Source organism: Pseudomonas sp. 57B-090624, assembly GCF_003234055.1.
In the GTDB taxonomy this organism is placed as follows: domain Bacteria; phylum Pseudomonadota; class Gammaproteobacteria; order Pseudomonadales; family Pseudomonadaceae; genus Metapseudomonas; species Metapseudomonas tohonis.
The window spans coordinates 48,688-74,925 of sequence record NZ_QKRU01000011.1; the positions used below are offsets into that span (position 1 = coordinate 48,688).

General features: G+C 68.2%; 27 protein-coding genes. 13 read left to right on the top strand and 14 right to left on the bottom strand.

The window, feature by feature from the left end; translation table 11 throughout:
• The first annotated feature begins 134 nt into the window (after positions 1 to 134).
• The 8 genes from DMX10_RS07350 (at position 135) to DMX10_RS07385 (ending at position 6,535) form a co-directional block, all read left to right on the top strand.
• On the top strand, positions 135 to 506 hold the full coding sequence (locus DMX10_RS07350) for a DUF2784 domain-containing protein (protein ID WP_111260481.1): 372 nt from the start codon (positions 135 to 137) through the stop codon (positions 504 to 506).
• A 136-nt stretch (positions 507 to 642) separates the two neighbouring features.
• Positions 643 to 1,455, top strand: a complete 813-nt coding sequence (locus DMX10_RS07355; RefSeq protein WP_111260482.1) for an SDR family oxidoreductase — start codon at positions 643 to 645, stop codon at positions 1,453 to 1,455.
• 209 nt (positions 1,456 to 1,664) lie between these two features.
• Positions 1,665 to 2,795, top strand: coding sequence for a CynX/NimT family MFS transporter (locus tag DMX10_RS07360; RefSeq protein ID WP_236204487.1), 1,131 nt, complete (start codon positions 1,665 to 1,667; stop codon positions 2,793 to 2,795).
• An 80-nt stretch (positions 2,796 to 2,875) separates the two neighbouring features.
• A complete protein-coding gene (locus DMX10_RS07365) occupies positions 2,876 to 3,304 on the top strand; it encodes a hypothetical protein (protein ID WP_111260484.1) in 429 nt (142 codons plus the stop codon).
• A 55-nt stretch (positions 3,305 to 3,359) separates the two neighbouring features.
• Positions 3,360 to 3,692, top strand: coding sequence for a YnfA family protein (locus DMX10_RS07370; protein ID WP_111260485.1), 333 nt, complete (start codon positions 3,360 to 3,362; stop codon positions 3,690 to 3,692).
• Between the two features lie 135 nt (positions 3,693 to 3,827).
• Complete coding sequence (locus DMX10_RS07375) at positions 3,828 to 4,136, top strand: hypothetical protein (RefSeq protein WP_111260486.1); 309 nt, start codon at positions 3,828 to 3,830, stop codon at positions 4,134 to 4,136.
• 232 nt (positions 4,137 to 4,368) lie between these two features.
• Positions 4,369 to 5,883: a sensor domain-containing diguanylate cyclase gene (locus DMX10_RS07380; protein WP_158545584.1), complete on the top strand. Its 1,515-nt coding sequence runs from the start codon at positions 4,369 to 4,371 to the stop codon at positions 5,881 to 5,883.
• Between the two features lie 226 nt (positions 5,884 to 6,109).
• Positions 6,110 to 6,535, top strand: coding sequence for an organic hydroperoxide resistance protein (locus DMX10_RS07385; RefSeq protein WP_111260488.1), 426 nt, complete (start codon positions 6,110 to 6,112; stop codon positions 6,533 to 6,535).
• 80 nt (positions 6,536 to 6,615) lie between these two features.
• On the opposite strand, the gene mmsB is transcribed toward DMX10_RS07385, so the two are convergent.
• From mmsB to DMX10_RS07415, 6 genes are all read right to left on the bottom strand, one after another.
• Complete coding sequence (gene mmsB / locus DMX10_RS07390; protein ID WP_111260489.1) at positions 6,616 to 7,509, bottom strand: 3-hydroxyisobutyrate dehydrogenase; 894 nt, start codon at positions 7,507 to 7,509, stop codon at positions 6,616 to 6,618.
• A gap of 29 nt (positions 7,510 to 7,538) precedes the next feature.
• Positions 7,539 to 8,642 carry an enoyl-CoA hydratase/isomerase family protein gene (locus tag DMX10_RS07395; RefSeq protein ID WP_111260490.1) on the bottom strand — a complete coding sequence of 368 codons (1,104 nt, stop codon included), beginning with the start codon at positions 8,640 to 8,642 and terminating at the stop codon, positions 7,539 to 7,541.
• A 34-nt stretch (positions 8,643 to 8,676) separates the two neighbouring features.
• Positions 8,677 to 9,495: an enoyl-CoA hydratase gene (locus DMX10_RS07400; protein WP_111260491.1), complete on the bottom strand. Its 819-nt coding sequence runs from the start codon at positions 9,493 to 9,495 to the stop codon at positions 8,677 to 8,679.
• A 10-nt stretch (positions 9,496 to 9,505) separates the two neighbouring features.
• Positions 9,506 to 10,669 (bottom strand): isobutyryl-CoA dehydrogenase, encoded by a 1,164-nt coding sequence (locus DMX10_RS07405; protein ID WP_111260492.1) that lies wholly within the window; start codon positions 10,667 to 10,669, stop codon positions 9,506 to 9,508.
• Positions 10,670 to 10,675: 6 nt separating this feature from the next.
• The gene (locus DMX10_RS07410; RefSeq protein WP_111260493.1) at positions 10,676 to 11,923 is read right to left on the bottom strand and encodes an ABC transporter substrate-binding protein; all 1,248 of its coding nucleotides are present in this window, start codon (positions 11,921 to 11,923) and stop codon (positions 10,676 to 10,678) included.
• A gap of 95 nt (positions 11,924 to 12,018) precedes the next feature.
• Positions 12,019 to 13,512: a CoA-acylating methylmalonate-semialdehyde dehydrogenase gene (locus DMX10_RS07415; protein WP_111260494.1), complete on the bottom strand. Its 1,494-nt coding sequence runs from the start codon at positions 13,510 to 13,512 to the stop codon at positions 12,019 to 12,021.
• A 131-nt stretch (positions 13,513 to 13,643) separates the two neighbouring features.
• Here DMX10_RS07415 and DMX10_RS07420 point away from each other — a divergent pair, with 131 nt between their 5' ends.
• Positions 13,644 to 14,525 carry an AraC family transcriptional regulator gene (locus DMX10_RS07420; RefSeq protein ID WP_111260495.1) on the top strand — a complete coding sequence of 294 codons (882 nt, stop codon included), beginning with the start codon at positions 13,644 to 13,646 and terminating at the stop codon, positions 14,523 to 14,525.
• 6 nt (positions 14,526 to 14,531) lie between these two features.
• Here the strand turns inward: DMX10_RS07420 and DMX10_RS07425 are convergent, their stop codons facing one another.
• A complete protein-coding gene (locus DMX10_RS07425; protein ID WP_111260496.1) occupies positions 14,532 to 15,383 on the bottom strand; it encodes an HDOD domain-containing protein in 852 nt (283 codons plus the stop codon).
• 125 nt (positions 15,384 to 15,508) lie between these two features.
• Here DMX10_RS07425 and ung point away from each other — a divergent pair, with 125 nt between their 5' ends.
• Both ung and DMX10_RS33420 read left to right on the top strand, forming a co-directional pair.
• The gene (ung, locus tag DMX10_RS07430; RefSeq protein WP_111260497.1) at positions 15,509 to 16,204 is read left to right on the top strand and encodes a uracil-DNA glycosylase; all 696 of its coding nucleotides are present in this window, start codon (positions 15,509 to 15,511) and stop codon (positions 16,202 to 16,204) included.
• Positions 16,205 to 16,311: 107 nt separating this feature from the next.
• On the top strand, positions 16,312 to 16,851 hold the full coding sequence (locus tag DMX10_RS33420; RefSeq protein ID WP_305888059.1) for a hypothetical protein: 540 nt from the start codon (positions 16,312 to 16,314) through the stop codon (positions 16,849 to 16,851).
• 7 nt (positions 16,852 to 16,858) lie between these two features.
• Here the strand turns inward: DMX10_RS33420 and DMX10_RS07440 are convergent, their stop codons facing one another.
• The 6 genes from DMX10_RS07440 to DMX10_RS07465 all read right to left on the bottom strand — a co-directional run bounded on the left by DMX10_RS07440 (position 16,859) and on the right by DMX10_RS07465 (position 23,226).
• Positions 16,859 to 17,725, bottom strand: coding sequence for a DUF6279 family lipoprotein (locus DMX10_RS07440; protein ID WP_111260498.1), 867 nt, complete (start codon positions 17,723 to 17,725; stop codon positions 16,859 to 16,861).
• 149 nt (positions 17,726 to 17,874) lie between these two features.
• Positions 17,875 to 18,906 (bottom strand): AbrB family transcriptional regulator, encoded by a 1,032-nt coding sequence (locus tag DMX10_RS07445; protein ID WP_111260499.1) that lies wholly within the window; start codon positions 18,904 to 18,906, stop codon positions 17,875 to 17,877.
• Positions 18,899 to 20,413 carry a tripartite tricarboxylate transporter permease gene (locus DMX10_RS07450; RefSeq protein ID WP_111260500.1) on the bottom strand — a complete coding sequence of 505 codons (1,515 nt, stop codon included), beginning with the start codon at positions 20,411 to 20,413 and terminating at the stop codon, positions 18,899 to 18,901. The genes DMX10_RS07445 and DMX10_RS07450 overlap by 8 nt, the downstream gene beginning before the upstream one ends.
• Positions 20,414 to 20,417: 4 nt before the next feature.
• Complete coding sequence (locus DMX10_RS07455) at positions 20,418 to 20,873, bottom strand: tripartite tricarboxylate transporter TctB family protein (protein ID WP_111260501.1); 456 nt, start codon at positions 20,871 to 20,873, stop codon at positions 20,418 to 20,420.
• Positions 20,874 to 20,945: 72 nt separating this feature from the next.
• On the bottom strand, positions 20,946 to 21,923 hold the full coding sequence (locus tag DMX10_RS07460) for a tripartite tricarboxylate transporter substrate binding protein (protein WP_111260502.1): 978 nt from the start codon (positions 21,921 to 21,923) through the stop codon (positions 20,946 to 20,948).
• Between the two features lie 31 nt (positions 21,924 to 21,954).
• Positions 21,955 to 23,226: an OprD family porin gene (locus DMX10_RS07465; protein ID WP_111260503.1), complete on the bottom strand. Its 1,272-nt coding sequence runs from the start codon at positions 23,224 to 23,226 to the stop codon at positions 21,955 to 21,957.
• A 202-nt stretch (positions 23,227 to 23,428) separates the two neighbouring features.
• On the opposite strand from DMX10_RS07465, the gene DMX10_RS07470 reads away from it, so the two are divergent.
• Together DMX10_RS07470 and DMX10_RS07475 are read left to right on the top strand one after the other, a co-directional pair.
• Positions 23,429 to 24,100, top strand: coding sequence for a response regulator (locus DMX10_RS07470; RefSeq protein ID WP_111260504.1), 672 nt, complete (start codon positions 23,429 to 23,431; stop codon positions 24,098 to 24,100).
• Positions 24,093 to 25,478 (top strand): sensor histidine kinase, encoded by a 1,386-nt coding sequence (locus DMX10_RS07475; protein ID WP_111260505.1) that lies wholly within the window; start codon positions 24,093 to 24,095, stop codon positions 25,476 to 25,478. Before DMX10_RS07470 ends, DMX10_RS07475 begins: the two co-directional genes overlap by 8 nt.
• Here the strand turns inward: DMX10_RS07475 and DMX10_RS07480 are convergent.
• Complete coding sequence (locus DMX10_RS07480; protein WP_111260506.1) at positions 25,475 to 26,230, bottom strand: ABC transporter substrate-binding protein; 756 nt, start codon at positions 26,228 to 26,230, stop codon at positions 25,475 to 25,477. The two genes, DMX10_RS07475 and DMX10_RS07480, sit on opposite strands and share 4 nt — an antisense overlap.
• Between the last annotated feature and the right edge of the window lie 8 nt (positions 26,231 to 26,238).

Below are 26,238 nucleotides of genomic sequence, written 5' to 3' on the forward strand. Positions count from 1 at the left end.
CTCCTGTAGATTCCGACTTCGCCTGATTTGCAAAGGTTCATGAAAGATTCTTGCGTGGGCGCTTTTGACCAGCAAAAACAATGGCTTGCCGACTATCGGAAGTTAGGGTGGCCAGATGACACGGAGGCAGCAGGATGCTCTACCGGATCGCCGCGGACGCGGTGGTGCTCTTCCACCTGGGGTTCATCGTCTTCGTCCTGCTGGGGGGGCTGCTGGTGCTGCGCTGGCCGAGGCTGGCGCTTGTGCACCTGCCCGCCGCCTGCTGGGGCGTGACCGTCGAATGGCTGCACCTGATCTGCCCGCTCACGCCGCTGGAGAATGCGCTGCGCCGCGCGGCCGGTGAGCAGGGCTACCAGGGCGGCTTCATCGAGCACCACGTGCTGCCGGTGATCTACCCGGCGGGCCTGACGCCGGGCATCCAGCTCTGGCTCGGCGGCATCGTCGTCGGGCTCAACCTGCTCGTTTACGGCCTTCTCCTGGCGCGCGTGCTGCGTCGTTCGCGCTAGCGCCTGGCGAGGGGCTGCGCAAGGCGTCGATGCATTGATTTGCCCCCGTCATTCAGCGCCCTGATTTCGCGCTGCGGTGCAGGGTGCCTCGCTAAACTGCGGGCACCAACGCACATACCAAGAAGGCAACCTCACCATGCAGAACCGCATCATGATCACCGGCGCTGGCTCCGGTCTGGGCCGTGAGATCGCCCTGCGCTGGGCCCGCGAAGGCAGCAAGCTGGCCCTTTCCGACGTCAATGAGCCCGGGCTCGCGGAAACCCTGGCACTGGTTCGCGAAGCGGGCGGCGACGGCTTCACCCAGCGCTGCGACGTGCGCGACTACAGCCAGCTCACCGCCTTCGCCCAGGCCTGCGAGCAGAAGCTCGGCGGCATCGACATCATCGTCAACAACGCGGGTGTCGCCTCCGGCGGCTTCTTCGAGGAACTGTCCCTGGAGGACTGGGACTGGCAGATCGCGATCAACCTGATGGGCGTGGTCAAGGGCTGCAAGGCCTTCCTGCCGCTGCTGCAGCGCAGCAAGGGCCGCATCGTCAACATCGCCTCCATGGCGGCGTTGATGCAGGGCCCGGCGATGAGCAACTACAACGTGGCCAAGGCCGGTGTGGTGGCGCTGTCGGAAAGCCTGCTGATCGAGCTCAAGCAGGAAGGCATCGGCGTCCACGTGGTCTGCCCGTCGTTCTTCCAGACCAACCTGCTGGACTCCTTCCGTGGCCCGACCCCGGCCATGAAGCAACAGGTGGGCAAGCTGCTGGAAAGCTCGCCGATCAGCGCTGCCGATATCGCCGACTACATCTACGACGAAGTGGCTGCCGGCACCTTCATGATCCTGCCCCACGAGCAGGGCCGCATGGCCTGGGCGGTGAAGCAGAAGAACCCGCAGATGCTCTACGACGAGATGGCCAGCATGTCGGACAAGATGCGCGCGAAGGGCCGCCAGCAGGCCTGAGCCCGCCCGACCCGGCTCCACAGCCCGTGGAGCCGGCTTTCTCGCCCGCTGGGTTCCACCCGGGGGGGATGATTTTCTGTCCGCTCGGTCAGATTATGCGTGCCGACGTCTTGCCCGGCTGCGCTTTCGCAGAGTAGGGTTGCACCCCCCGGCGTAGATGCCGACGACCTTCTGGACTGTCTGTGAAACCTGCTTCCCGAGCCCTTTTCATGCTGGCTCTGGTGCTGGCGGCGATCAACCTGCGCCCCGGCATCACCTCCCTCGCTCCCTTGATCGAACGCATCGCCAGCGAACTCGACCTAAGCCGTGGCCTGATCAGCCTCACCACCGCGCTGCCGGTGCTGTGCATGGGCCTGCTGGCGCCCCTGGCGCCGCGCCTGGCCATGCGCTTCGGCCTGGAGCGGGTGATCGCCCTGTGCCTGCTGCTCATCGTCATCGCCTGCGGCGTGCGCGTCGCCGGTCACGCCAGCGCGGTGCTGATCGGCAGCGCGGTGCTGCTGGGGGCCGGCATCGCCATTGCCGGGCCATTGGTGTCGGGCTTCATCAAGCGCCACTTCCATGACCGGGTCGGCCGGGTGGTCGCCTGGTATTCCCTGAGCATGACGATCGGTGGCGCGTCCGGCGCGGTACTCACCGAGCCGGTGACCCAGGCGCTGGCCAACCAGTGGTCGATGGGCCTGGCGTTCTGGGCCTTGCCGGCGCTGGCGGCGACCGTGCTCTGGCTGTTCCTGCCCAACCGTGCGGAGACGGCCAGCGAGGCCGGTGGCTCCGGCGGGCTGCCCTGGGGCGAGCCGCGCGCCTGGCTGATCACCGCCTTCTTCGCCATCCAGGCCGGGCTGTTCTACGCCCTCACCACCTGGCTGGTGGCGCGCTACCACGAGGCCGGCTTCAGCGTGCTGCGCAGCAACAGCCTGTTCAGCCTGTTCATGCTGGTGGGGCTGCCCAGTGCCTTCATCCTGCCGTGGCTGGCCCAGCGCTACGACAATCGCTACTCGCTGCTGCTCGGCTGCGGCATCACCAGCTCGCTGTGCCTGGGGATGATCACCTTCGCCCCCGGCCTGTACCCCGAGGTCTGGGCGGTGCTGCTGGGGCTGGGGCTTTCCGGTTCCTTCGCGCTGTCCATGGTGCTGCCGCTCTATGAGGTGCACACCTCGCTGGCGGTGAGCCGCTGGACGGCGATGATGCTCTTCGCCGGGTACAGCCTGGGCAGCCTGACGCCGGTGCTCGCCGGCCTCGGCCGCGACCTGGGGGGCAACTACCGGTTGCCCTTCATGGTCTTCACCGGCCTGGCGGTGACCATGTGCGTGCTGGCCTGGTTGCTGGGGCGCCGCAAGGCCTGATCGCGGAAATCGGCGGCAATTCCTTTCCTGCCTGGCAGCCCTGTGATAGAAGGCTGCCACTGTTTTCCTGGAGTGCTCGCGTGGACTCTGAATCCATCGTCTATGGCTGCATCCGTGACTGGCCGTCGGACGACGACGAGGTGCGGCAACTGCGTCGCGCGACCAACCGCCGTGTGATCGAAAGCCTGCCCGCCGGCGACATCTGGCCCTTCCTCGGGCGCGAGATGTTCTCCTTCAGCGCCCACCCCGGGCAGGGGCTCTACCAGACCCAGGTGATCCACTTCGGTGCCAGCTACGCCGCGGTGGAGTACGAGTGGAACCTCTGGGTGCAGCAGTTCGAGGCCCTGCTCAAGCAGCTCTACTGGGGCAGCGCGGTGGTGCACCTGGAAACCGAACTCAACGGCACCCACACCTTCCGCTGGGAAAGCGAGCAGGGCTTCCACAGCCCCCAGGAAGCCAACCTGCGCGTGCGCTGCGCCTGGGAGCGCGAGGGCGCGTTGCGCGGCTGAGAGAATGCGCGTGCTGCGCCGCACGGCACCATCGGATTCGACGGGGACATCGTCCATGCTCAACTACCTCTGGTTCTTCCTCGCCGCGCTGTTCGAAATCGCCGGCTGCTATGCGTTCTTCATGTGGCTGCGCCTGGACCGCAGCGCCTGGTGGATCGCCCCCGGCCTGTTCAGCCTGCTGTGCTTCGCGCTGTTGCTGACCCGCGTCGAGGCGGCCTACGCCGGGCGCGCCTATGCGGCCTACGGGGGCATCTACATCATCACCTCGCTGCTCTGGCTGGGCCTGGTGGAGCGCACCCGCCCGCTGGCCAGCGACTGGCTGGGTGCGGCGCTCTGCGTCGCGGGGGCGCTGGTCATCCTGCTGGGGCCGCGCTTCTCCCAGAGTTGAGGCGACCCGTGCTTTCGTCGAATCCTGATACAGATGGGGGTGGCAAGGCGCACCCGGGCTGCTAGATTTTCGTCCTCGGTGTCGATCATCCTTTCGCCAGGCCCGGCTACCCAACAAGAACAGGACGGACCCGCCATGGATACGTGTCAGAGCATTTCCGCTGCTGAACTGAAGAACCTGGTCCACCAGCAGCTGCACGACTGTTCCCCTGCCCAGCAGGTGGTGTTCGCCGCCTGTCGCGTTCCCTTCTATGCCCAACCCCGGTTGCGTTATGGCGAGCTGGAGCAGGTCCTGGTGGTTGCCGAGCTGCCCGGCGGTTTCCTCTTCTTCGAGGAGACGAACGAAGCCTTCGGCCTCGGCGTGGTCGACGAACACGGCGTACTGCATTGCCAGGGACATCATCCGCTGGCGCTCAACCTGGCGCTGACTCGCGCCGGCTTCTAACGCCGCTGCACCCGATCTTCATCATTCACTGGCCGCCCGCGAGGGTGTGCGCCCGTGCGCAATCGCGTAGCATCGCGCCTCCGTAGTGGCACTTTGAGATCCCGTGCCTCTGCCGCGTCATTTCTGCCTGCCCCGGCACCGCTGGCTAAGCTTTCTGTCTGATGCCTCGACGCCGTCGCAACCACCCGCAATGACAGACACCCGGTTCTGCCGGCCCATAGAGGAGCGAGGGATGGAGAAAGTAGAAGCCAAACGCCTCGCGCCGTTCCTGCGAACGCGCCTGGCCCTCTGGCTGGCCTACTTCCTGATCCTGTTCGGTGGCGCGGTGGCCATCGGCGTCAATCTCTACCAGGTGCTCGACTCCCGCGCGCACTACCTGTCCGAGGCGGACAAGTCCAACGCCAACCTCGCCTACTCGGTCTCCCAGCACGCCGAGGAAACCATCAAGGAGGCCGACCTGATCCTCAGCGGCCTGGTCTACCTGCTGGAGAGCCGCGACGCCGGCGACCGCCAGGGCATCGACGGCCTGATCAGCGCCTACAAGCTGCGGGCCCAGCAGCTGTCCGGCATCTACGTGTTCGACCGCGACGGCCGCTGGAGCCACTACACCAGCGCGCCGCCGTCGCCGACCACCCGCAACGCCGACCAGGAGTACTTCCAGCATCACCTCAACTCGGTGAGCCGCGACATCGAGGTCAGCTCGCCGGTGCAGAGACGCTCCACCGGCGAATGGGTCTTGCCCATCTCGCGGCGCATCAACGGCCGGCATGGCGAATTCGACGGCGTGGTGCTGGCGACCATCCGCATCAGCTATTTCAACGCCTTCTACAAGGACTTCGACATCGGCCGCAACGGCGCCATCCTGCTCGCCGAGAACGACGGCACGCTGGTGGTGCGGCGGCCGTTCATGGAGCCGGGCACCGGCAACCTGCTCGACAGCCCGCTGTTCATGGATGACCTGAAGAACTCGCCGGTAGGCACCGGCTCCGGCCTTTCCAGCCTCGATGGCCGTGAGCGCGTGTACGCCTACCGGGTGCTGGACGGCTACCCGCTGCTGGTGGTGGCGGCGATGCAGAAGAGCGAAGTGCTCACCGAGTGGCGAGACAAGGCGGTGGTGCTGGTGACCCTGGTGACGGCGCTGGTGCTGGCACTGGTGATCATCGGACTGGTGCTGGTGCGACGTACCCGGGAACGCCTGCTGGCGGCGCGCAGCATCCAGCTGGAGAACGAGGAGCTGTCGCAACTGGCCGCCATCGACGCGCTCACCGGCATCGCCAATCGGCGGCAGTTCGACAAGACCCTCTTTGAGGAATTCCAGCGCGCGGCGATCATCCGCCAGCCCATCTCGCTGCTGATGATCGATGTCGACAACTTCAAGCTGTTCAACGACACCTACGGCCACCGCGCCGGCGATCTCTGCCTCAAGGCGGTGAGCGAGGCGCTGAAGGTGATCAAAATCCGCTCGACCGACCTCATCGCCCGCTATGGTGGCGAGGAATTCGCCATCATCCTGCCGCACACCGCGCCGGCCGGCGCCCAGGTGATCGCCGAGAGCGTACGCGAGGCCGTGGAGATGAAGCAGATCGAACACCTCAGCGCCCAGGCGGGGGTGGTCACGGTGAGCATCGGTATCCACAGCATGATCCCCAGGCCCGGCGACCTCCCGGAAACGCTCATCCAGAGCGCGGACTCGGCGCTCTACGCCGCCAAGCATTCCGGGCGCAACAAGGTCCGCAGCTTCGGCTGAACTCGCCTCGCGCCTCCAGTCCCTCGCCCCGATGCGCCTTGATCCCGGCGCCAGGCCACGCCATGCGTGCTTATGCCCGGAATCTGGCGGGCCTATTCCCAATTCTTCTTGAAATAAATATTGCGCGCAAAATAAAAGCGCACTAATGTTCGCTCCATGGAATCGCTTAGCGCACAAATCTACAGCGAACCAAATAAACCCGGATCACTCTCACAAGGAACACACCATGAGCATCGAAAACGTCCTGTACCGCGCCTATGCAGAAGCCACCGGTGGCCGTGAAGGCCGCGCCATCTCCTCCGACGGCGTCCTCGACGTCTCGCTGACCACCCCGCGTGAGCTGGGCGGCGCGGGCGGCGCAGGCACCAACCCCGAGCAACTGTTCGCCGCCGGCTACTCGGCCTGCTTCCTCGGCGCGATCAAGTTCGTCGGAGCCCGTGACAAGTACGCGGTCCCGGCGGACGCCTCCATCGAAGGCATCGTCGGCATCGGCGCGATTCCCACCGGTTTCGGCATCGAGGTGGAGCTGCAGATCAGCCTGCCGGGCATGGACAAGGACCAGGCGCGTGAGCTGATCGACAAGGCCCACATCGTCTGCCCGTACTCCAACGCCACCCGCGGCAACATCGACGTCACCCTGACCCTGGTCTGAGGCGACGGTGGAATGCAAAAGGGCCCCTCGGGGCCCTTTTTGCGTTTGGGAGAAACAGCCTTCGAAGATGGGGCGAGCGGTCAAGCCTCGGGCTCGATGAACAACTGCTGCACCACCGAGAAGTCCTGGCGGCCCTTGCCCTGTTTCAGCAGCATCTTGTAGAGCTGCAGCGCCAGGGCGCCCATGGGGGTGCTGTTCTGGGTGAGCTGCGCGGCCTCCTGGGCCAGGCCCAGGTCCTTGGCCATCAGCTCGGCCATGAAGCCGCCCTGGTAGCCGTTGCTCGCCGGTGCATTGGCCATCACGCCGGGCCAGGGGTTGTAGCGCTCCAGCACCCAGTTGCCGCCCGAGCTCTGGCGCATGATCTCCGCCAGCGCGCTGGGGTCGAGGCCGTTGGCGACGCCCAGGGCCATGGCTTCGGCGGTGGCGATCATCTGCACCGCCAGCACCTGGTTGTTGCACACCTTGGCCACCTGGCCGGCGCCTTCGGGGCCGGCGTGGAAGATGTTCTTGCCCATGGCCGCCAGCACCGGCCGGGCCTTCTCCAGGGTCCTGCCGTCACCGCCGACCATGAAGGTGAGGGTGCCGGCAGCGGCGCCGGCGGTGCCGCCGGAGACCGGCGCGTCCAGCAGGTCGATGCCCAGCGCCTTGGCCCGGGCATGCACCTTGCGCGCGGCGTCGGGGGAGATGGTCGAGCATTCCAGCACCAGGGTGCCGGCGCGGATGAAGGCGAGCAGCCCGTCGTCGCCCAGGTACAGGCCCTCCACATGGCGGCTGGCGGGCAGCATGCTCACCACCAGGTCGACGCCGGCGACCGCGTCGTGGGCGTCGTTGGCAGCCTTGGCGCCTTCGGCCACCAGTTCGTCAACTGCAGCCTGCACCAGGTCGAAGACCTTGAGTTCATGGCCGGCCTTGAGCAGGTTGCGGGCCATCGGCAGGCCCATGTTGCCGAGGCCGATGAAGGCGATCTTTTTCATTGTTGTTCTCCTTGGCCGTTGCCAATGGGCTAGAGCGCTGCGAGTGGATGCGGGCCATCCCAGACCGGTGCGAAGTGCGCCTCGATCACCGCGCGGGGAATGGCGGCGACATCGGGCCAGTGCCAGCGCGGTGCGTTGTCCTTGTCGATCAGCCGTGCGCGCACGCCTTCGGGGAATTCCGGGTGGCGGCAGCAGTTCAGGCTCATGGCGTATTCCATGCGGAACACATCGCCCAGGGACAGGTAGCGGGCGCGGCGGATCTGCTCCCAGACCAGGTGCGCGGTGAGCGGGCAGCCGCCGGCGAGGGTCTTGGCGGCGCGGGCGAGGAGGGCGTCGTCATCGTGCTGCAGCGCGGTGATGGCCTTCCAGGCGGCCGGCAGGTCGGCCACATCCAGCAGGGTGTCGATGCGGGCGCGGCGCGGCAGCCACTGGGCGGCCGGCAGCTGGTCGCGGGCCTGGTGCTCCAGGGACTGCAGCAGGCTGGTGAGCTGCGCGCCGGGTTGCTCGCGCCAGTTCAGTTGCACCAGGCCCTCGAGCAGCGCGGCCTGCTGGTCGTCCAGCAGGAAGCGGTCGGCCAGGTCCAGGTCCAGGGCGTCACGGGCGTTGATGGCGCTGGCGGTGAGGCCGAGGAACAGCCCCAGGCGCCCGGGCAGGCGGGCGAGGAACCAGCTGCCGCCCACGTCCGGGTACAGGCCGATGTTGATCTCCGGCATGCCCAGGCGGCTGGATGGGGTGACGATGCGGATGGACGCGCCCTGCATCAGGCCCATGCCGCCACCCAGCACGTGGCCGTGGGCCCAGCAGATCAGCGGCTTGGGGTAAGTGTGGATGCGGTGGTCGAGGCGGTACTCGTCGGCGAAGAAGCGCGCCGCCAGCGGCGGCACCTCGCCAGGATGCTCGCGGCAGGCCTCCACCAGCTTGCGCACGTCGCCGCCGGCGCAGAACGCGCGCGGGCCATTGCCGCGCAGCAGCACGCAGACGACTTCCGGATCGTCCTGCCACTGGTGCAGCTTCGCCTCGAGGGCCTCGATCATCGGCAGGCTCAGGGCGTTCAGGCTGCCCTCGGCGTCGAGGCTGGCGATGCCGATGCGGGCGCCGTGCAGCCCGACGCGTTCTTCGAACTGGATATTCATCGTTTCTCCCTACCTGGGGCTCGTCGCGGGCCGCTCAGCGGTTGCGCCATTGCGGGTCGCGTTTCTCGAGGAAGGCGTTGACGCCTTCGCGGGTGTCCTCGGCGTCGAACAGGTCGACGAAGCGTTCGCGCTCCTCCGGCAGCCAGCTGTTCGGCCCGCGCTGGCGCGCGCCTTCGATCAGCGGCTTGATGGTGCGCACCGCCACCGGGCTCTGCCGCGCCACCTTGGCGGCCAGCAGCAGGGCCGCGCCGCGTGCTTCGCCGGTGTCCACCACCTGTTCCACCAGGCCGATGCGCAGGGCGGTTTCCGCGTCCACGCGCTCGCCGCAGAGGATCATGCGCTTGGCCCAGCCTTCGCCCACCAGCCAGGGCAGCGCCTGGGTGCCGCCGGCGCAGGGCAGCAGGCCCACGGTGGCCTCGGGCAGGGCCATCATCGACTGGCGCTCGGCGATGCGGATGTCGCAGGCCAGGGCGCATTCCAGGCCGCCGCCCATGGCGTAGCCATTGATCGCGGCGATGGATACGCCACGGAAGTCGCGCAGGGTCTCGAAGGCTTCGCCGAAGCGCCGGGCCATCTCGCGGGCGCGGGCCTTGTCGCCATCGGCGAAGAGGTTGAGGTCGGCGCCGGCGCTGAAGAACTTCGGCCCCTGGCCGGTTACCACCAGGGCGTAGATGTCGTCGTCGTGGTTGAGGTGCTCGATCACCTGCTTGAGGCCGATCAGCGAGTCGCGGTCCCAGGTGTTGGCCGGCGGATGGTTGATGGTGATCAGCGCGGTGTGGCCGTGCTTCTCCACGGTCAGCTTGTGGGTCAGGTCGAAAACGCCGGGTTGGTACGGCTCTACGGCAGTGCTCATTGGGGGCTCCTTACAGCAGGCGGTCGAGTGTGCCGCCCTGTTCCAGTAAACGGCGCGCCACGATGACGCGCATGATCTCGTTGGTGCCTTCGAGTATCTGGTGGACGCGGGTGTCGCGCACCCAGCGCTCCAGAGGGTAGTCATTCAGATAGCCATAGCCACCATGGAGTTGCAGTGCATCGTTGCAGATGTCGAAGCACTGGTCGGTGGCGAAGCGCTTGGCCATGGCGCAGTAGAGGCTCGCCTCGGCGTGGCGCTGGTCCAGGCGATGGGCGGCCAGGCGCACCATCTGCCGGCTGGCGGTGAGCGCGGTGAGCATGTCGGCGAGCTTGAACTGCAGGGCCTGGAACTCGGCCAGGGGCTTGCCGAACTGCTTGCGTTCCTCGACGTAGCGCAGGCTCTGTTCCAGCGCCGCCTGGGCCGCGCCCAGGGAGCAGCTGGCGATGTTCAGGCGCCCGCCGTCCAGACCCTTCATGGCGTAGACGAAGCCCTGGCCTTCCGGGCCGATGCGGTTGCCGGCGGGGATGCGCACGCCCTCGAAGGCGATGGTGCGGGTCGGCTGGGCGCGCCAGCCCATCTTGTCTTCGTTGCGGCCGTAGCGGATGCCCTCGGCATCGGCCGGTACCAGGAAGCAGGAGATGCCCTTGGCGCCGTCCTCGCCGGTGCGCGCCATGACGATCAGCACCTGGGTGCTGCCGGCCCCGGAGATGAAGCACTTGCTGCCGTCCAGCACGTAGTGCTCGCCATCACGGCGCGCACGGGTGCGCAGATGGGCGGCGTCGGAGCCGGCATCCGGCTCGGTGAGGCAATAGGAGGCCAGCTGCTCGCCGCTGATCAGCCCCGGCAGCCAGCGCGCCTTGAGTTCGGCGTCACCGAAGGAGGCGAGCATCCAGGCGGCCATGTTGTGGATGGTCAGGTAGGCGGTGGTGGCGACACAGCCGGCGGCCAGTTGTTCGAAGATCAGCGAGGCGGACAGGCGCGAGAGGCCCAGCCCGCCGTCGTCCTCGGCGATGTACAGACCCAGGTAGCCCTGCTCGGCGGCGCGGCGGATCACCTCCACCGGGAAGTGGTGGTCACGGTCCCAGTCCGCTGCGTTGGGCGCCAGTTCGTGGCGGGTGAAGGCGGCGGCACTGTGTACCAGCAGGCGCTGTTCATCACTGAGTTCGAAGTCCATGGCGTCTCATTGCAAGGTCGGGGGTTGGTTGCCGGCGCGCCGTTCGGCCTGCCAGTCGGCGAGGCTGGGGAGGGCGGCGCTGGCGTCGAGGCGGTCGACGATTTCGAAGTAGTCCTGCTTGAGCGGGTCCTTGAGCACCTCCTCACGGGTCTTCACCCGCACGGCATAGACCGTCTGCAGGTTCTGGTGATCGAAGGCGCGCCACTGCTGTTCGTCCTTCAGCAGGCTGTAGCGATGCCCTTCCAGCGCCTTGATCAGTGCCTCGCTGTCGAGGCTGCCGCTGCGCCTGGCGGCATCGGCCCATTGCTGGACGATGCTGTAGGCCGAGGCGGCGGAGCTGGAGGGGTACATCTGGTAGCGCGCCTTGAAGGCTTCGACGAAGGCCATGCCACGCTGGGATTTCTCCAGGGCCGGCACGCGCCAGGTCCAGGGCTCGGTGCCGAGCACGCCCTGCATCAGGTCGGGACCGGCCTGCTCGATGATGCCCTGGGTGAGGTTCGGCGCGACGATCTGCATGCGCATCGTCAGGCCCATGTCCCGGGCGATACGCATGGCGCGCACCAGGTCCTCGCCGAACAGCACCAGGGCCAGCACCTGGGCGTCGCTGGCGGCGGCCTGGGTCAGGGCGTCCTGGTAGTCGGTCAGGCGTGCGCCGGGGAAGGGCACCCGCACGCCGGCATGACGGGCAGTGTCTTCGCTGGCGGTGGCCTGGCGCAGCGAGGCCTCGGTGGTATGGCCCCAGGTGTAGTCGGCAGTGACGTAGAAGTAGCGTTTGTCGGGCAGGGTCTTGTTCAGGTACTGGCCGAGCACCTTGGCGCTCATCCAGGCGTTGTTGCACTCGCGGAACATGTAGCGGTGGCCGTTCCTGCCGGTGGTGTCGTTGGAATAGGTGAGGGTGCCGAAGTACAGCAGGCCGTGGTCACGGGCGCGCTCGCCGGCGGCGATGGCCACCGCGCTGGAGGCCCCGCCGAAGAGCATCACCGCGCCTTCGGCGGCCAGCTTGTCGACGTTCTTCACCGCCTTTTCCGGGCGCGAGGCGGAATCCTTGCCGGACAGGCGCAAGGGCCGGCCGAGCACACCGCCGGTGGCGTTGATTTCGTCGATGGCCAGCAGGGCTCCACGCATCTGCGCCAATCCCTCTTCCTTGTATGAGCCGGTGCGCGGGTAGTTGAGCCCCAGGGTGATGGGCTCGGCAGCCTGCGCACAGGCGGTGATCCCGGCCCAGAGGGCCAGGGTGGCAGTCAATCGGCGCATTGCAGTTCTCCTTGTTGTTGTTCTGCAGGGAACCTTTTACGCCGCTCGTTTTTAAGGTGAGATCATCTTTTGGTCTAACAGGGCCGACGCACTTCTCACTTCAACTGAATGGTCATGTTCGGCCCGCTCACGGGGCTGTCGTCGAACCAGCGGCTGGTGACCGTCTTGGTCTCGGTGTAGAAGCGCACCGCCTGCTTGCCGTAGGCATGCAGGTCGCCGTAGAAGGAGCCCTTCCAGCCGGTGAAGGAGAAGAATGGCAGCGGCACCGGGATCGGCACGTTGATGCCCACCTGGCCCACCTCAACCGCATGCTGGAAGTGCCGCGCGGCGCCGCCGGAGCGGGTGAAGATGCTGGTGCCGTTGCCGTAGGGGCTGGCGTTGACCAGCTCGATGGCGGCGTCCAGGTCGTCCACCTCCATGCAGGCCAGCACCGGGCCGAAGATCTCCTCGCGGTACAGGCCCATCTTCGTCGTCACGCCACGGAACAGGGTCGGACCCAGCCAGTTGCCGTCGGGGAAGCCCGCCACTTCGCAGTGGGAGCCATCCAGCAGGCATTCGGCGCCCTCGGCCTTGCCTTCGGCGATCAGCCGCTGCACGCGCTGCTTGGCCTGCTGGCTGATCAGCGGGCCGTAGGCGGCGTGGGCGTCCTGCCAGTGGCCGGGCTTGAGCTCGGCCATCTGCGCGGCCAGCTCGGGGATCCACTCCCGCGCCGCGCCGACGAACACCGCCACGCTGATGGCCATGCAGCGCTGGCCGGCGGCGCCGCAACTGGCGCCCAGCAGGTTGCTGAGGACCTGGTCCTTGTTGGCGTCGGGCATGATCACCATGTGGTTCTTGGCGCCGGCGAAGGCCTGCACGCGCTTCAGGTGCGCGGTGCCGGTGCGGTAGATGTGCTGGCCCACCGGCACGGAGCCGACGAAGGAGATGGCGCGGATGTCCGGGTGGGTGAGCAGGGCGTCCACCTGTTCGCGGCCGCCGTGCAGCACCTGCAGCACGCCCTTGGGCGCGCCGGCCTCGAGGAACAGCTCGGCGAGGCGGTTGGGGGTCAGCGGGTCCTGTTCGGAGGGCTTGAGGATGAAGGTGTTGCCGCAGGCGATGGCCAGGGGAAACATCCACAGCGGGATCATCGCCGGGAAGTTGAAGGGGGTGATGCCGACGCATACGCCGAGCGGCTGGATCCAGCTGGCGGTGTCGATCTCGCGGGCCACGTTCTCCACCGTCTCGCCCATCATCAGGCTGGCGATGTTGGCGGCGTGCTCGGCCACCTCGATGCCGCGCCAGACGTCGCCCTTGGCATCGGCGAAGGTCTTGCCGGTTTCGCTGGCGAGGATCTCGGCCAGTTCGTCGTGGTGCTCCTTGAGCAGGTGCTGGTAGCGCAGCATCAGCCGTGCCCGCTCCGGCACCGGCACCTCGCGCCAGGTGGTGAAGGCCTGCTTGGCGCTGGCGATGGCCGCCTCGATTTCCTCGGGCGTCGCCTTGGGCGCCAGGGCCAGCACGGCCTGGGTCGCGGGATCGGTGACTTCGATCAGTTCGCGGGAGCGGCTGTCGCGCCATTCGCCATCGATCAGTTGCGCAATCGTCCTGGTCATCTCGTCCTCCACCCGTGCCGGGCGTCTTGTTGTTTTCTTGTCGTTATAGCGGCGTGCACGGCGGATGTGGATTGACGATCTTGTCGCCTGGATGGACGATCTTGTGATTGCAGGCCGACACAAGAACAACCATGAGCCGCTCCGTCGAAACCTCCAACTGGCCGCTGCCGGCCAATGGCGTGCGCTTCACCACGCCACCGCGCCTGCGGCGCATGCTGGCGCGCAACCCGCTGACGGCGGGCTGTTACCCCCTGGCCCTGGGCTTCTATCCGGAAGCCGGCGGGCACCGCATGCTGCGCCTGGCACCGGACGATCACCTGCTCATCTACTGCCGTGCCGGGCAGGGCTGGCTGGAGACCGGGGATGGACGATTCGACGTGGTCGGCGGCGACCTGCTGCTGCTGCCCCGTGGGCGCATGCACGCCTATGGCGCCGACCCGCAGCGGCCCTGGAGCATCTACTGGGTGCACTTCGAGGGGGAGCTGGTGGAGGATTTCCTGCGCCCGCTGGGGCCGGCCGGCCTGCGCCGCATCGGCGCCCAGCCGCGCCTGCTGGCGGACTTCGACGCGTTGCTGGGGCTGCGCCGCCACGGTCTCGCCCCACTGCATTTCGTGCATGCCGCGCACCAGTTGCAGACCCTGCTGACTTCGCTCGCCGTGTTGCCGGCGCGCGGGGTGCTCAAGTCCGGGCGGGTGCTGGACATCGACGCGGTGCAGGCGGTGATGCGCGCGCACCTGCACGACAGCCTCAACCTCGACCAGCTGGCCGCGCAGTTCAAGCTGTCGCGCTTCCACTTCGCCAAGACCTATCGCGCGCTCACCGGGCACGCGCCGATCCAGGATTTCATCCAGTTGAAGATGGCCCATGCCTGCCGCCTGCTCGACGAGGGTGACCAGGGCATCCGCCAGATCGCCGAGCAGCTGGGCTACGAGGACGTCTATTACTTCTCGCGGCTGTTCCGCAAGGTGGTGGGCATGGCGCCCAGCCATTACCGGGCGCTGCACCAGGGCTGATGCGGTTCAGGCGTGGCCCTTGCCGCCGAGCAGCTTGAACCAGAAGCCCACCTCGCTGGCGAGCTCCGCGCGTACCGCCTCCGGCGGCAGGCTGTCGAGGCGTTCGCCCAGCAGGCGCTGCCAGGCGGGCAGCTGCACCAGCTGCTCATCGTCGAGTTCCCGCGCGGCCAGCTGGCGGGCGACCTGCACCACGTCCACCAGGTCCGCCGTGCCCTTGTGCGCGCGGCACCATTCGCTGCGGTTGCGCGCGCAGTCGATGAGCTGCGGCGGCAGCTTCCAGCTGGTGAGCACGATCACCCCGACATCCGCAGAAAGCTGGTCGCAGAGGCGTTGCAGGTCGTCCTCGGCGCGTGAGACCTCGGGCCAGCGCTCCAGCTCGTCGAGCAACGGCAGGCTGCCGATGTCCTGCACCAGGCCGGCGAGCAGCGCGTCTTCCAGGGGCAGGCGCGTCAGCAACTGGGCCAGGCAGGCGCTGTGGGCGGCGCAGAGCAGGGCGGCGTTCCAGCGGGTGCGGAAGACCTTCTGCAGGGCCGGGTCCTGGCTGGTGAACAGGTGCTGGATGGCGAAGCTGAGCACCAGGTTGTTGAGGCGCTGCATGCCCAGGCGCGCGATCACCTCCTGCAGGTTCACGCCCTGGCGCAGGTTGCGCAGCATCGGGGTCTCGGCGAATTGCAGCAGGTAGGCGGCGAGCGGCGGGTTGCTGTGCAGCAGACGGGTGACCTGTTCCAGTGAGGCGTGCTCGGACGCCAGCAGCTTGCGCAGGCGCAGGGACGTCTCCGGCATCTGCGGCACCTTGGCGTTGCCCTTGAGGAAGCTGCTGTAGAGCGAGAACTTCAGGCCATCGTGGCGGTTGTCCATCGGATGCGATCTCCATGTTCCACCTTGATTGACAAGAGTAGAGGGCATTTTTTAGGGTGCCCGACCATTGAGCGGCCTTCGCCCGCCTCATCCGCGCCGCAAGGCGCCAGAGAACTGGAAGAGACATGACCGAGACCGTTGATCGGATAAAGCTCGAAGCGGGCTGGAAAGAAGCCCTGCGCGAGGAGTTCGACAAGCCCTACATGAAGGCGCTGGGTGAGTTCCTGCGCGCCGAGAAGGCCGCCGGCAAGGTGATATTCCCGCCCGGCCCCTTGATCTTCAACGCGCTGAACTCCACCCCGCTGGACGAGGTGAAGGTGGTGATCATCGGCCAGGACCCCTACCACGGCCCCGGCCAGGCCCATGGCCTGTGCTTCTCGGTGCAGCCGGGCGTGCCCATCCCGCCGTCGCTCCTGAACATCTACAAGGAGCTCAAGCGCGACCTGAACATCGACATGCCCGACCACGGCCACCTGCAGAGCTGGGCCGAGCAGGGCGTGCTGCTGCTCAATACCTCGCTGACCGTGGAGCAGGCTCGCGCCGGCTCCCACGCCAACCAGGGCTGGCAGCCGTTCACCGACCGGGTGATAGAGGTGGTCAGCGCGCACCAGCCGAACCTGGTGTTCCTGCTGTGGGGTTCCCACGCGCAGAGCAAGCAGCGCCTGATCGATTCCACCAAGCACCTGGTGCTGCGTTCCGCCCACCCTTCGCCGCTGTCGGCCTACCGCGGCTTCCTCGGCAACGGCCACTTCAGCCGCTGCAACAAGTTCCTCGAACAGCACGGCCTGGCGCCCATCGACTGGCGCGTGCCGCCGCTCTGACGGCACTGGCGCATGGCGTCGCGCGCTTTGGCGTGAGCCGCCATGCGTCGGATCAGCCCTCGCTATAGCCTGCCGGGCATCCCCAACGGCCCAAGACAGGACGCCCCATGCCCGCTTCCATCCCGATGCTGATCCTCCATGTCGGCGGCGAGCTGCTGCTGGCCAGCGCCTGCCTCCTGGCCGCCTGGCTCCACGGCCGCGAGCACCAGGGCTGGCGCGCGGTGGGCTTCGTCTCGATGGCGCTGGCGGCGCTTTTCGGGGCTGCGCTCTATGCGGGGCTCGGCGCCCTTGACGAGGCGCACCGCCAACTCGCGTTCATCTCTTCGCGCATCGGCCTGCCGCTGATCGCCTTCGTCTGGCTGCGGGGCGCAACGCGTCACCTGGTGGTGCTGGGCCTGGCGGCGGCGATGCTGCTGGTGCCGCCCGCCGTCGCGCTGGCGGGCAATGCGCTGGCCCTGGCGACGCTGGCCTGGCCGGGGCGTTCCCGGCGCTGGGGGCTGGCGGTGGCCGGTTCGCTGGCGTTCCTGTTGGCGGGGCTGGTGATCGGTACCCAGGGCGACTGGCTCGGGATTCCCCGGGTCGACCTGTTCCACCTGTGCCTGGCCACGGCAGTGCTGGCCTGGATCGGCGCGCGCCTGCGCGGCTGAGGCGGGCTCAGGCCGTCGGGCACTGCAACTGCTGGATGTCCTGCCGCAGGTCCTGCAGCCGGGTGCGCAGGCGCTCGCGCTGGCTGGCGCTGGCGTCGTTGAACAGGTCGGCGAGTAGTTGCGACAGGGCGACCTGGCCCCGCTCGAAGTGGACCCGGTAGGCCTCGCTCCAGAACGCCTCCCGCTCCTGCAGCAGGGCGGCGATGCGCGGTGCGAAGCCCGCGCCGTCGCGTTCGGCGAGGGCGTTGCGCAGGGCTGATTGCCAGCGCTTGCGGTTGTCCACCCACAGCGCATTGCTGTCGCCCAGGCTATCGGCCCAGGCATCGACCTTCGCCTGTTGTTGCGCGGAGAGCGTGCCGAACCAGGGCTTGAGGCGTTTCTCCATGCGTTCGCGGCGTAGCTCGACCTGTTCGTCGCGAGGGATCAGGTGTTCCCGGCGCAGCGTGCGCTCCTTCTCGTCCAGCGAGGCGTTCAGCTCCTCCACCTGCCCGGCGCTGAGGCCCTGCAGCAAGGTGACGGTGGTCGGGGTGATCTCCACGGCGACGGCGTCGACCGCCTCCTTGAAGAGCTGCATGTGGCCGAGCAAGGCGTCGGCGTCCAGCTGGTCGGCCTGGCCCAGGCGCTCCACCTCCTGCAACCAGGCGGCGTAGCGCGGCAACTGGGTGCTGCAATGCCAGCGCAGGTGCGCCTGGATGCGCGGTTCGAGCCAGGTGCGCTGGCTCCTGTCGAGGCTGACGTAGTCGGCGATGGACCAGGGGATCAGCCAGTCGAGGTTGCGGTAGGCGAGGTCCAGCCGGCTGCAGGCGCCGAGGGTCAGCAGCAGCGCCAGGAGCGTCAGCCAGCGGGTGGTGCGGTGGAGGCGCGGACGTGGCATGGGGGATTACCGTCGGCGGCAGGCGATGGGCAGAGGATAGGGCAGGGCCCCCGCCAAGCGGAGCGTGGGGACATATCCGTTAATCAAATGGCCGCTCCTCGTGGGAGCCAATCCATTCGCGATACGGCCTCGCTGTACTGGGTGCCAACCTACGGGCGGGCGCGCTGGCGCCAGCGGCGGTAGATGGGTTCGGCGAGGAACAGCACCAGCAGCAGGCGCAGCACCTGCAAGGCGGTGACCAGGGGGACGGAGAGCTGCAGGGTCTCGGCGGTGAGGCTCATCTCGGCGATGCCGCCGGGCATCATGCCCAGGGTCAGCGAGCGGATGTCCAGGGCGGTGAGCCAGCCCAGGCCGAGGGCGCAGAGGGTGGCGGCGCCGATCATCAGCGCGGTGCCCAGCAAAGTGCGGGCGAGGAAGCTGGGGGCGCGGCGGAAAAAGGCGCGGTCGAAGTGGCAGCCCAGGCCGCTGCCGATCAGCAACTGGCCGACCTGGCTGGCGCCGGGCGGCAGGCCCAGGTGCAGGTCGTAGAGGATGCTGGCGCCGGCGCTGACCAGCAGCGGGCCGAACAGCCAGGGGTTGGGTTGGCGCAGGCGTTGCCAGAGCAGGGCCAGCAACCCGCCGGCGGGCACCAGCAGGGCCAGCCAGGCCCAGTCCACCGGCGCCGCCGGGTGCAGCGCCGGGCCGTCGCCCAGCAGCAGCTTGAACACCGCCGGCACGCAAAGCACCACGGCCACCACGCGCAGGCTCTGCCCGGCCGCCACGCGGCTGGGGGAGGCGCCGTTGCGCAGGCCGAGGTTGACCATTTCCCCCGAGCCGCCGGGCATGCTGGAGAAGAAGGCGGTGGCCGGGTCTTCCCCGGTGCGCCGCAGCAGCCACACGGCGGCGATGCTGGAAAGGGTGGTGAACAGGGCGCCGAAGAGGATCAGCCAGAAGTGCGCCAGCACCTGCTCCACCACGGCGGGGGAGAAGTGCAGGCCGATGCCGATGCCGATGATCCATTGCCCGGTCTTGCGGCCCCCCGGCAGGTCACGGATCTGCCAGGGGGTGGTGCAGCGGAACAGGATGACCGCCACCAGGGCGCCGATCATCCAGGGCAGCGGCCAGTGGGCGAGGTTGGCCAGTAGCCCGCCCACCGCGCCCACCAGCGGGGTGGCCCACCAGGCGCGCCAGCCCTCAGGCACCGGCCAGGGCCTTGCGCTGGGCGCTGCGGCGGCGCCAGATGCGCACCAGCGGCAGGGCCAGCATCACCAGCACCAGGGCCCAGGTGCCGAGGGTGATGGGGCTGGACCAGAGGATGCCCAGCTCGCCGTTGGAGATCGACAGCGCGCGGCGCAGGTTCTGTTCCATCAGCCCGCCGAGGATGAAGCCCAGCAGCAGCGGCGAGAGGGGGAAGTCCAGCTTGCGCAGGATGTAGCCGAAGATGCCGATGGCGACCATCAGGAACAGGTCGAAGGTGGTGGCGTGCACGGCGTAGACGCCGATGGAGGTGATGATGGCGATCACCGGCACCAGCACCCAGTTGGGCACGTTGAGGATGCGGGTGAACAGCCGGATCATCGGGATGTTGAGGATCACCAGCATGAGGTTGGCGATGAACAGCGAGGCGATCAGGCCCCAGACGATGTCCGGCTGCTGCTGGAACAGCATCGGGCCGGGGGTGATGTTGTAGAGGGTCAGTGCGCCGATCATCACGGCGGTGGTGCCGGAGCCGGGAACGCCCAGGGTCAGCATCGGCACCATGGCGCCGCAGGCGGAGGCGCCGATGGCGGTTTCCGGGGCGGCCAGGCCGCGCATGTCGCCCTGGCCGAACTTGCCGGAGTCGCCGGCCAGCTTTTTCTCGGTCATGTAGGCCACGGCGCTGGCCAGGGTGGCGCCGGCACCCGGCAGCACGCCGAGGATGAAACCCATCACCCCGCAGCGCAGGTTGACCACGGCCACCGAGGCGGCTTCCTTGACGTTGAACAGCATGCGCCCGGTGGCCTTCACGGCAACGTGGCCGTGATGGGTCTTCTCCAGCAGCAGGAGGATCTCGCTCACCGAGAACAGGCCCAGCACCAGCACCACGAACTGGATGCCGTCGGCGACGTGGATGCTGTCGAAGGTGAAGCGGTAGACGCCGCTGTTGGCGTCGATGCCGATGGTGGAGAGGAACAGGCCGAGCAGGGCGGCGATGAAGGTCTTCATCGGCCGGTCGCCGGCCATGCCGCCGAGGGCGACGATGGCGAACACCATCAGCACGAAATATTCCGCCGGACCGAAGGCGATGGCCCATTTGGCCAGCAGCGGGGCGAACAGCACCATGCCGCAGGTGGCGATGAAGGCGCCGATGAAGGAGCTCCAGGCCGACAGCGACAGGGCGACGCCGGCCAGGCCCTGGCGGGCCATGGGATAGCCGTCGAGGGTGGTCATCACGGTGGAGGCTTCACCGGGGATGTTGAGCAGGATGGAGCTGATGCGCCCGCCGTACTCGCAGCCCAGGTAGACGGCGGCCAGCAGGATCAGCGCCGACTCCGGCGGCAGGCCGAGGGCGAAGGCGACGGGGATCAGCAAGGCCACGCCGTTGATCGGGCCGAGGCCCGGCAGCAGGCCGACGATGGTGCCGATGAGGGTGCCCACCAGCGCGGTGACCAGGTTGTAGGGGGAAAGGGCAACGCCGAAGCCCTGGCCCAGGTAGCTCAAGGTTTCCATGTCATCACTCCAGGAAGTCGAGGACGCCCAGCGGCAGCGGCACGTCGAGGGTCTTGTCGAACAGCAGGTAGAGGCCGACGCTGATCAGCAGCGCGGCGATGGCGCTGGGCAGCCAGCGACCGCCGTAGAGGCGCGCCATGAAGACGCCGACGAGGCTGCTGGAGAGGATGAAGCCCAGCGGCTCGAAGAGCGCGGCGTATACCAGCAGCAGGGCGATGCAGGCGGCCACCTTGCGCAGGCTGGCGGCGTCCAGCGGTTGCTCGTCGTGCTTGTGCGCCACCGGGGTGGGGCGCAGCGTCAGCCAGAGCAGCGCGGCGGCCATCAGCCCCAGCATCAGCAGGGGGAAGGCACGCGGGCCGACCGGCTCGTAGGAGAAGGCGGCGCGGTAGTCCCAGGCCAGCACGGCAAAAACCAGGCATGCAGCGAGCCAGCCCAGACTGAACAGGCGTTGAAAAAGCATGGTGAATTCCTCGCGGGTCGAAGGCGCGGAGGGCCGGCTGGCGGGGCGCTCAGCCGGCTGCGGAGGTGAGCCTTACTGGGTCAGGCCGAATTCCTGGGCCATCTGCTTGTACTGGGCGACCCGCGTCTTCACGTAGGCGTCCAGCTCCGGGCCGGTCATGGCGAAGGGGAACAGCTCGCGCTGGTCGCGCAGCTTGATGAAGTCCTCGGAGGCCAGCAGCTGGTCGAAGGCGGCCTTCCACCAGGCGTAGTCCTCGTCGCTGACCTTCGGGCCGAGGTAGAAGCCGCGTACCACCGGCCAGGTGATGTCGTAGCCCTGCTCCTTGGCGGTGGGGATGCCCGACTTGTCCTCGCCCGGCAGGCGCTCGTCGGAGAGCACGGCGAGGATGCGCATGTTGCCGGCGAGGATGTGCGGCATGGAGTCGGAGATGTCGGTGCTGCCGACCTGGATGTGCCCGCCGAGCAGGGCGGTGGCGATTTCGCCGCCGCCTTCCAGGGCCACGTAGCGCAGGTTGCGCGGGTCGATGCCGGCGGCCTTGGCCAGGAGGGCGGTCTGCATCCAGTCCTGGCTGCCGACGGTGCCGGAGGAGCCGATCACCACCTTGCCCGGGTCGGCCTTGAGGGCTTTGACCAGGTCGTCGAGGTTCTTGTAGGGCGAGTCGCTGCGCACGGCGATGGCGCCGTAGCTGGTGCCGATGCCGGCGAGCCAGCGCACGGCGTTCTCGTCGAAGCGGCCGAACTTGCGCTGGGCGAGGTTGAGCAGCGAGCCGCTGGACCAGGCGGTGATGGTGCCGGCGTCACCGGGGCGCTGGGCGACCACGGCGTTGTACGCCACCGCGCCGACGCCGCCGGGCATGTAGGTGACGCGCATCGGCTTGCTCAGCAGCTTGGCGTCCATCAGGGCGCTTTGCGCCAGCTTGCAGGTGAGGTCGAAGCCGCCGCCGGGCGCGGCCGGGGCGATGCACTCGGGGCGCTTGGGCTCAGCCAGCAACTGGCTGGAGAGCAGCAGGCAGGATGCGGCGAGGGCGAGGCGGGTGAGAGCGATCTTCATCGGGGGTTCTCCTGTGGAGTCTTATTGTGGATTACCAGATCGGCAGGGCGTAGCTGACGATCAGGCGCAGCTCGTCCGCGTCACGGGCGAAGGTGGAACGGAAGCCGGCGTGGCGGGCGCGGAAGGTGAGGTCCTTGAGCGTGCCACTCTGCACCACGTACTTGAATTCGACGTCGCGCTCCCATTCGCGGCCTTCCTCGGCGCTGTTGGTGACCTGGGCGTTGTCGCTGGTGATGTAGCGGGTCATGAAGCTCAGGCCGGGCACGCCCATGGCGGCGAAGTCCAGGTCGTAGCGGGCCTGCCAGGAGCGCTGGTCGGCGTTGGCGAAGTCGTTGATCTGCACGAAGTTGACCAGGAAGGGGTCGGTGCCATCGACGTAGGCGAAGCCGGTGTCGCCGCTCATGCGCTGGTAGCCGAGGCCGACCTTGTGACTGCCCTGGCCGTAGCTGACCATGCCGTTGAGCGCGCGGTTGTCCACCTTGCCGGCGGCGGCGCGGCCGCTGTCGTCGCTGATGGCGTAGCGCAGGTCGGCGCTGAGGGTGCCGGCGCCCAGGGGCTGGCTGGCGAGCAGGCCGAAGAAGTGCTGGCGGTAGACGTCGTCCAGCTCGGCGAAGTAATAGCGCCCGGTGAGCTGCTTGCTGAAGGCGTAGTCGGCACCGGCGAGGTCGAAGTGCGAACCGCTGGCAGCGCTGGCGAAGCGGCGGTTCTTGTTGTTCAGGGCGATGTCCTCGGAGTTGGTCGAGGCGCGGTCCTTGACCTCGCGCAGGCGACCGCCGTTGAAGGTCAGGCCTTCGATCTCCCTGGAGGTGAGCAGGCCGCCTTCGAACACCTGGGGCAGGATGCGGCTGTCGCTGGCCTTGACCACTGGCAGTTCGGGGATGTGGCTGCCCAGGCGCAGCTCGCTCCTGGAGAAGCGCACCTTGGCGGTGAGGCCGAGCTTGCCGTATTCGTCCGGGGTGCCGCCGTCGTCCTGCACCGGCAGCAGGTCGGTGCCGCTCTGGCCGCGACCGGAGTCGAGCTTGATGCCGAGCATGCCGAGTGCGTCCAGGCCGAAGCCGACGGTGCCTTCGGTGTAGCCGGACTCGATGTTGAGGATGAAGCCCTGGGCCCATTCGTCGCGGCGGGACTGGCCGTCGCCGTCACGGAAATCGCGGTTCAGGTAGATGTTGCGGGCTTCGAGGGTCGCCGAGCTGTCCTTGAGGAAGTCGGCCTGGGCGAAGGGGGCGAGGGTGCAGCCTGCGAGGGCGAGGGTGAGGGTGAGGGTGCGAACAGGCGGCAGCGCCTGCCGGGAGGCAGTGAGCATCGTTGGTCTCCAATTCTTGTTTTTGTTAGCGCGGGCCCGACCAGGAGCCTGCGTCTGTGGGTGGTTCTTGCCACCCTGGCCGGATGCTAGGGCCTGAAACTTTCGCCAGGCTTTCAACGTGAAAGAAATCTCCGGCGTCATTCACAGCGGCTTTCCGGCCGTTACACTTCAGCCCGATCGCCGTTCTCCGGAGTACACCGCCTTGCGAATCCTGCTGGTCGAAGACCACCCCCAACTGGCCGAGAGCGTCGCCCAGGCCTTCAAGGCCGTGGGCTGGACGGTGGACGTGCTGCACGACGGCGTGGCCGCCGACCTGGCCCTGGCCAGCGAGGACTACGCCCTGGCGGTGCTCGATGTGGGGCTGCCGCGGCTGGATGGCTTCGAGGTGCTGGCGCGCCTGCGCGGGCGGGGCAAGACGTTGCCGGTGCTGATGCTCACCGCGCGTGGCGAGGTGAAGGACCGGGTGCACGGCCTCAACCTCGGCGCGGACGATTACCTGGCCAAGCCCTTCGAGCTGTCCGAGCTGGAGGCACGGGTCAAGGCGCTGTTGCGGCGCAGCGTGCTCGGCGGTGAACAGCAGCAGCGCTGCGGTCCGCTGCTCTATGACCTGGGCACCCGGCGCTTCAGCCTGGACGAGGAGGTGCTGACGCTCACCTCCCGCGAGCAGTCGGTGCTGGAGGTGCTGATCGCCCGGCCCGGCCGGGTGATGAGCAAGGAGCAGCTGGCTTCCCAGGTGTTCGGCCTGGACCAGGAGGCGAGCCCGGACGCCATCGAGATCTACATCCATCGCCTGCGCAAGAAGCTGGAAGGCAGTGCGGTGCGCATCGTCACCTTCCGTGGCCTCGGCTACCTGCTGGAACACCAGGATGCGTGAGGCCGGCAGCCTGCGCGGGCGGTTGCTGCGGCGCCTTGCGGCGCTGCTCGCGGTGCTGCTGGTGATCGGCAGCCTGACTGCCTACTTCAACGCCCGCGATGCCGCCGACACCGCCTACGACCGCACCCTGCTGGCCTCGGCCCGAGCCATTTCCGCCGGGCTCTACGAGGCCGACGGACGGCTCAAGGCGGACGTGCCCTATGTGGCCCTGGACACCTTCGCCTACGACAGCGCGGGGCGGATCTTCTACCAGGTGACCGATATCGAGGGGAAGCTGGTTTCCGGCTACGAGAACCTGCCCGGCCCGCCCAGGGGGACGCCGCGCACCGACGACTACCCGGCCCTGGCGCGCTTCTACGATGCGCGCTACGACGGCGTCGACGTGCGTGTGGTGAGCCTGCTGCGGCCGGTGAGCGAGGAAAGCATCAACGGCATGGCGGAAATCCGCGTGGCCGAGACCGAGGAGGCCCGCGAGCGCCTGGCGCGGGGCCTGCTGGTGGATACCCTGTGGCGCCTGGCGGTGATGTCGCTGGCGGCCCTGGCCCTGGTGTGGATGGTGGTGAGCGCGGCCCTGCGCCCGCTGAACCAGCTGCGCAACGCCGTGGAGGAGCGCCAGGCCGATGACCTGCGCCCGCTGCCGGTGGTGGCGGTGCAGACCGAGCTGAAGCCGCTGGTGGATGCGCTGAACCAGTTCACTGAACGCCTGCGCGGGCTGTTCCAGCGCCAGGCGGATTTCATCGCCGATGCCTCCCATGAGTTGCGCACGCCGCTGGCGGCGCTCAAGGCGCGGGTGGAGCTGGGGTTGCGCGAGCGGGAGCCTGCGCAGTGGTATCGCACCCTGGAGGACACCGCCGCCAACACCGACCGGCTGACCCATCTGGCCAACCAGCTGTTGTCCCTGGCGCGCATCGAGAGCGGCGCGCGGGCCATCGCCGAGGGCGGTGCCGAGCGCATCGAACTGGGCGCACTGGCCCGTGAACTGGGCATGGCCCTGGCGCCGCTGGCCCATGCGCGGGGCATCGCCCTGGCCCTGGAGGCGGAGGATTTGGCCTGGGTGATGGGCGAGCCGACGCTGCTCAACGAGCTGCTCAGCAACCTGGTGGACAACGCCCTGGCGCACACGCCCAAGGGCGGCAATGTGACCCTGCGGGTGCTCGCGCCGGCGGTGCTGGAGGTGGAGGACGATGGCAGCGGCATTCCCGCCGAGGACCGCGACAAGGTGTTCGAGCGCTTCTACCGGCGATCGCCGCAGGTCAGCGGCGCGGGGCTGGGCCTGGCGATAGTCGGGGAAATCTGCCGGGCGCACCTGGCGGACATCAGCCTGCATGACGGTGTCTCGGGTGGCTTGCGGGTGCGGGTCAGCTTTCCGCCGGCCTAGGGCAGCATGCTCAGCGGTTGCTGGGCTTCGAGCAGGTAGCGGGCGACCTTGCCGCTTTCGCGCAGGTGTGCCAGGCCTTGGTTGAAGCGGGCCATGCGCTCGGCGTTGGCCGGGTCGGCGCGCGACAGCAGCAGGTGCAGGGTGTCGCTGCGCAGCGGTTGGGCATGGAAGCTGACGCGAGCGCGCTCGGCGCTGGTGAAGTTGTCCTGGAGCATGGCGATGGCGACGATCTTGTCCACCGGGAACACGTCGATGCGCCCGGCCAGCAGCATGCGCAGGCCCTGTTCCTCGCTGGGCAGGCGCTGCACCTGGAGGCGCCCCTCGGCCTCGGCGCGCTGGAAGGCTTCGCCATAGTCGTAGCCGAGGGTGGCGCCGAGGCGCAGGCCGGCGAGGTCCTCGACCCGCTGCCAGTCGAGCGGGAGGTCCTTGCGGTGGAACAGGTAGTAGCCGCTCTCGATCACCGGGTCGCTGACGAAGAAGCGCGCCTCGCGTTCGGGATTGCGCAGCCAGACCGCGCTGCCGTCGCGTTCGCCGCGTTCGGCCAGGCGCAGGGCGCGGGCCCAGGGATAGAACTCCCAGCGCACGTCGATCCCTTCGAGGGCGAACGCTTCGGCGACGATGCGCGAGGCGACGCCCTGGTGAGGCAGCTTCGCGCCGAGATAGGGCGCCCATTCACCATTGGTGAGGCGCAGTTCCTGGGCGGCGCAGGCGCCGCTCAGGCAGAGGGAGAGGAGCAGGAGTAGAGCGCGCATCCGTGACT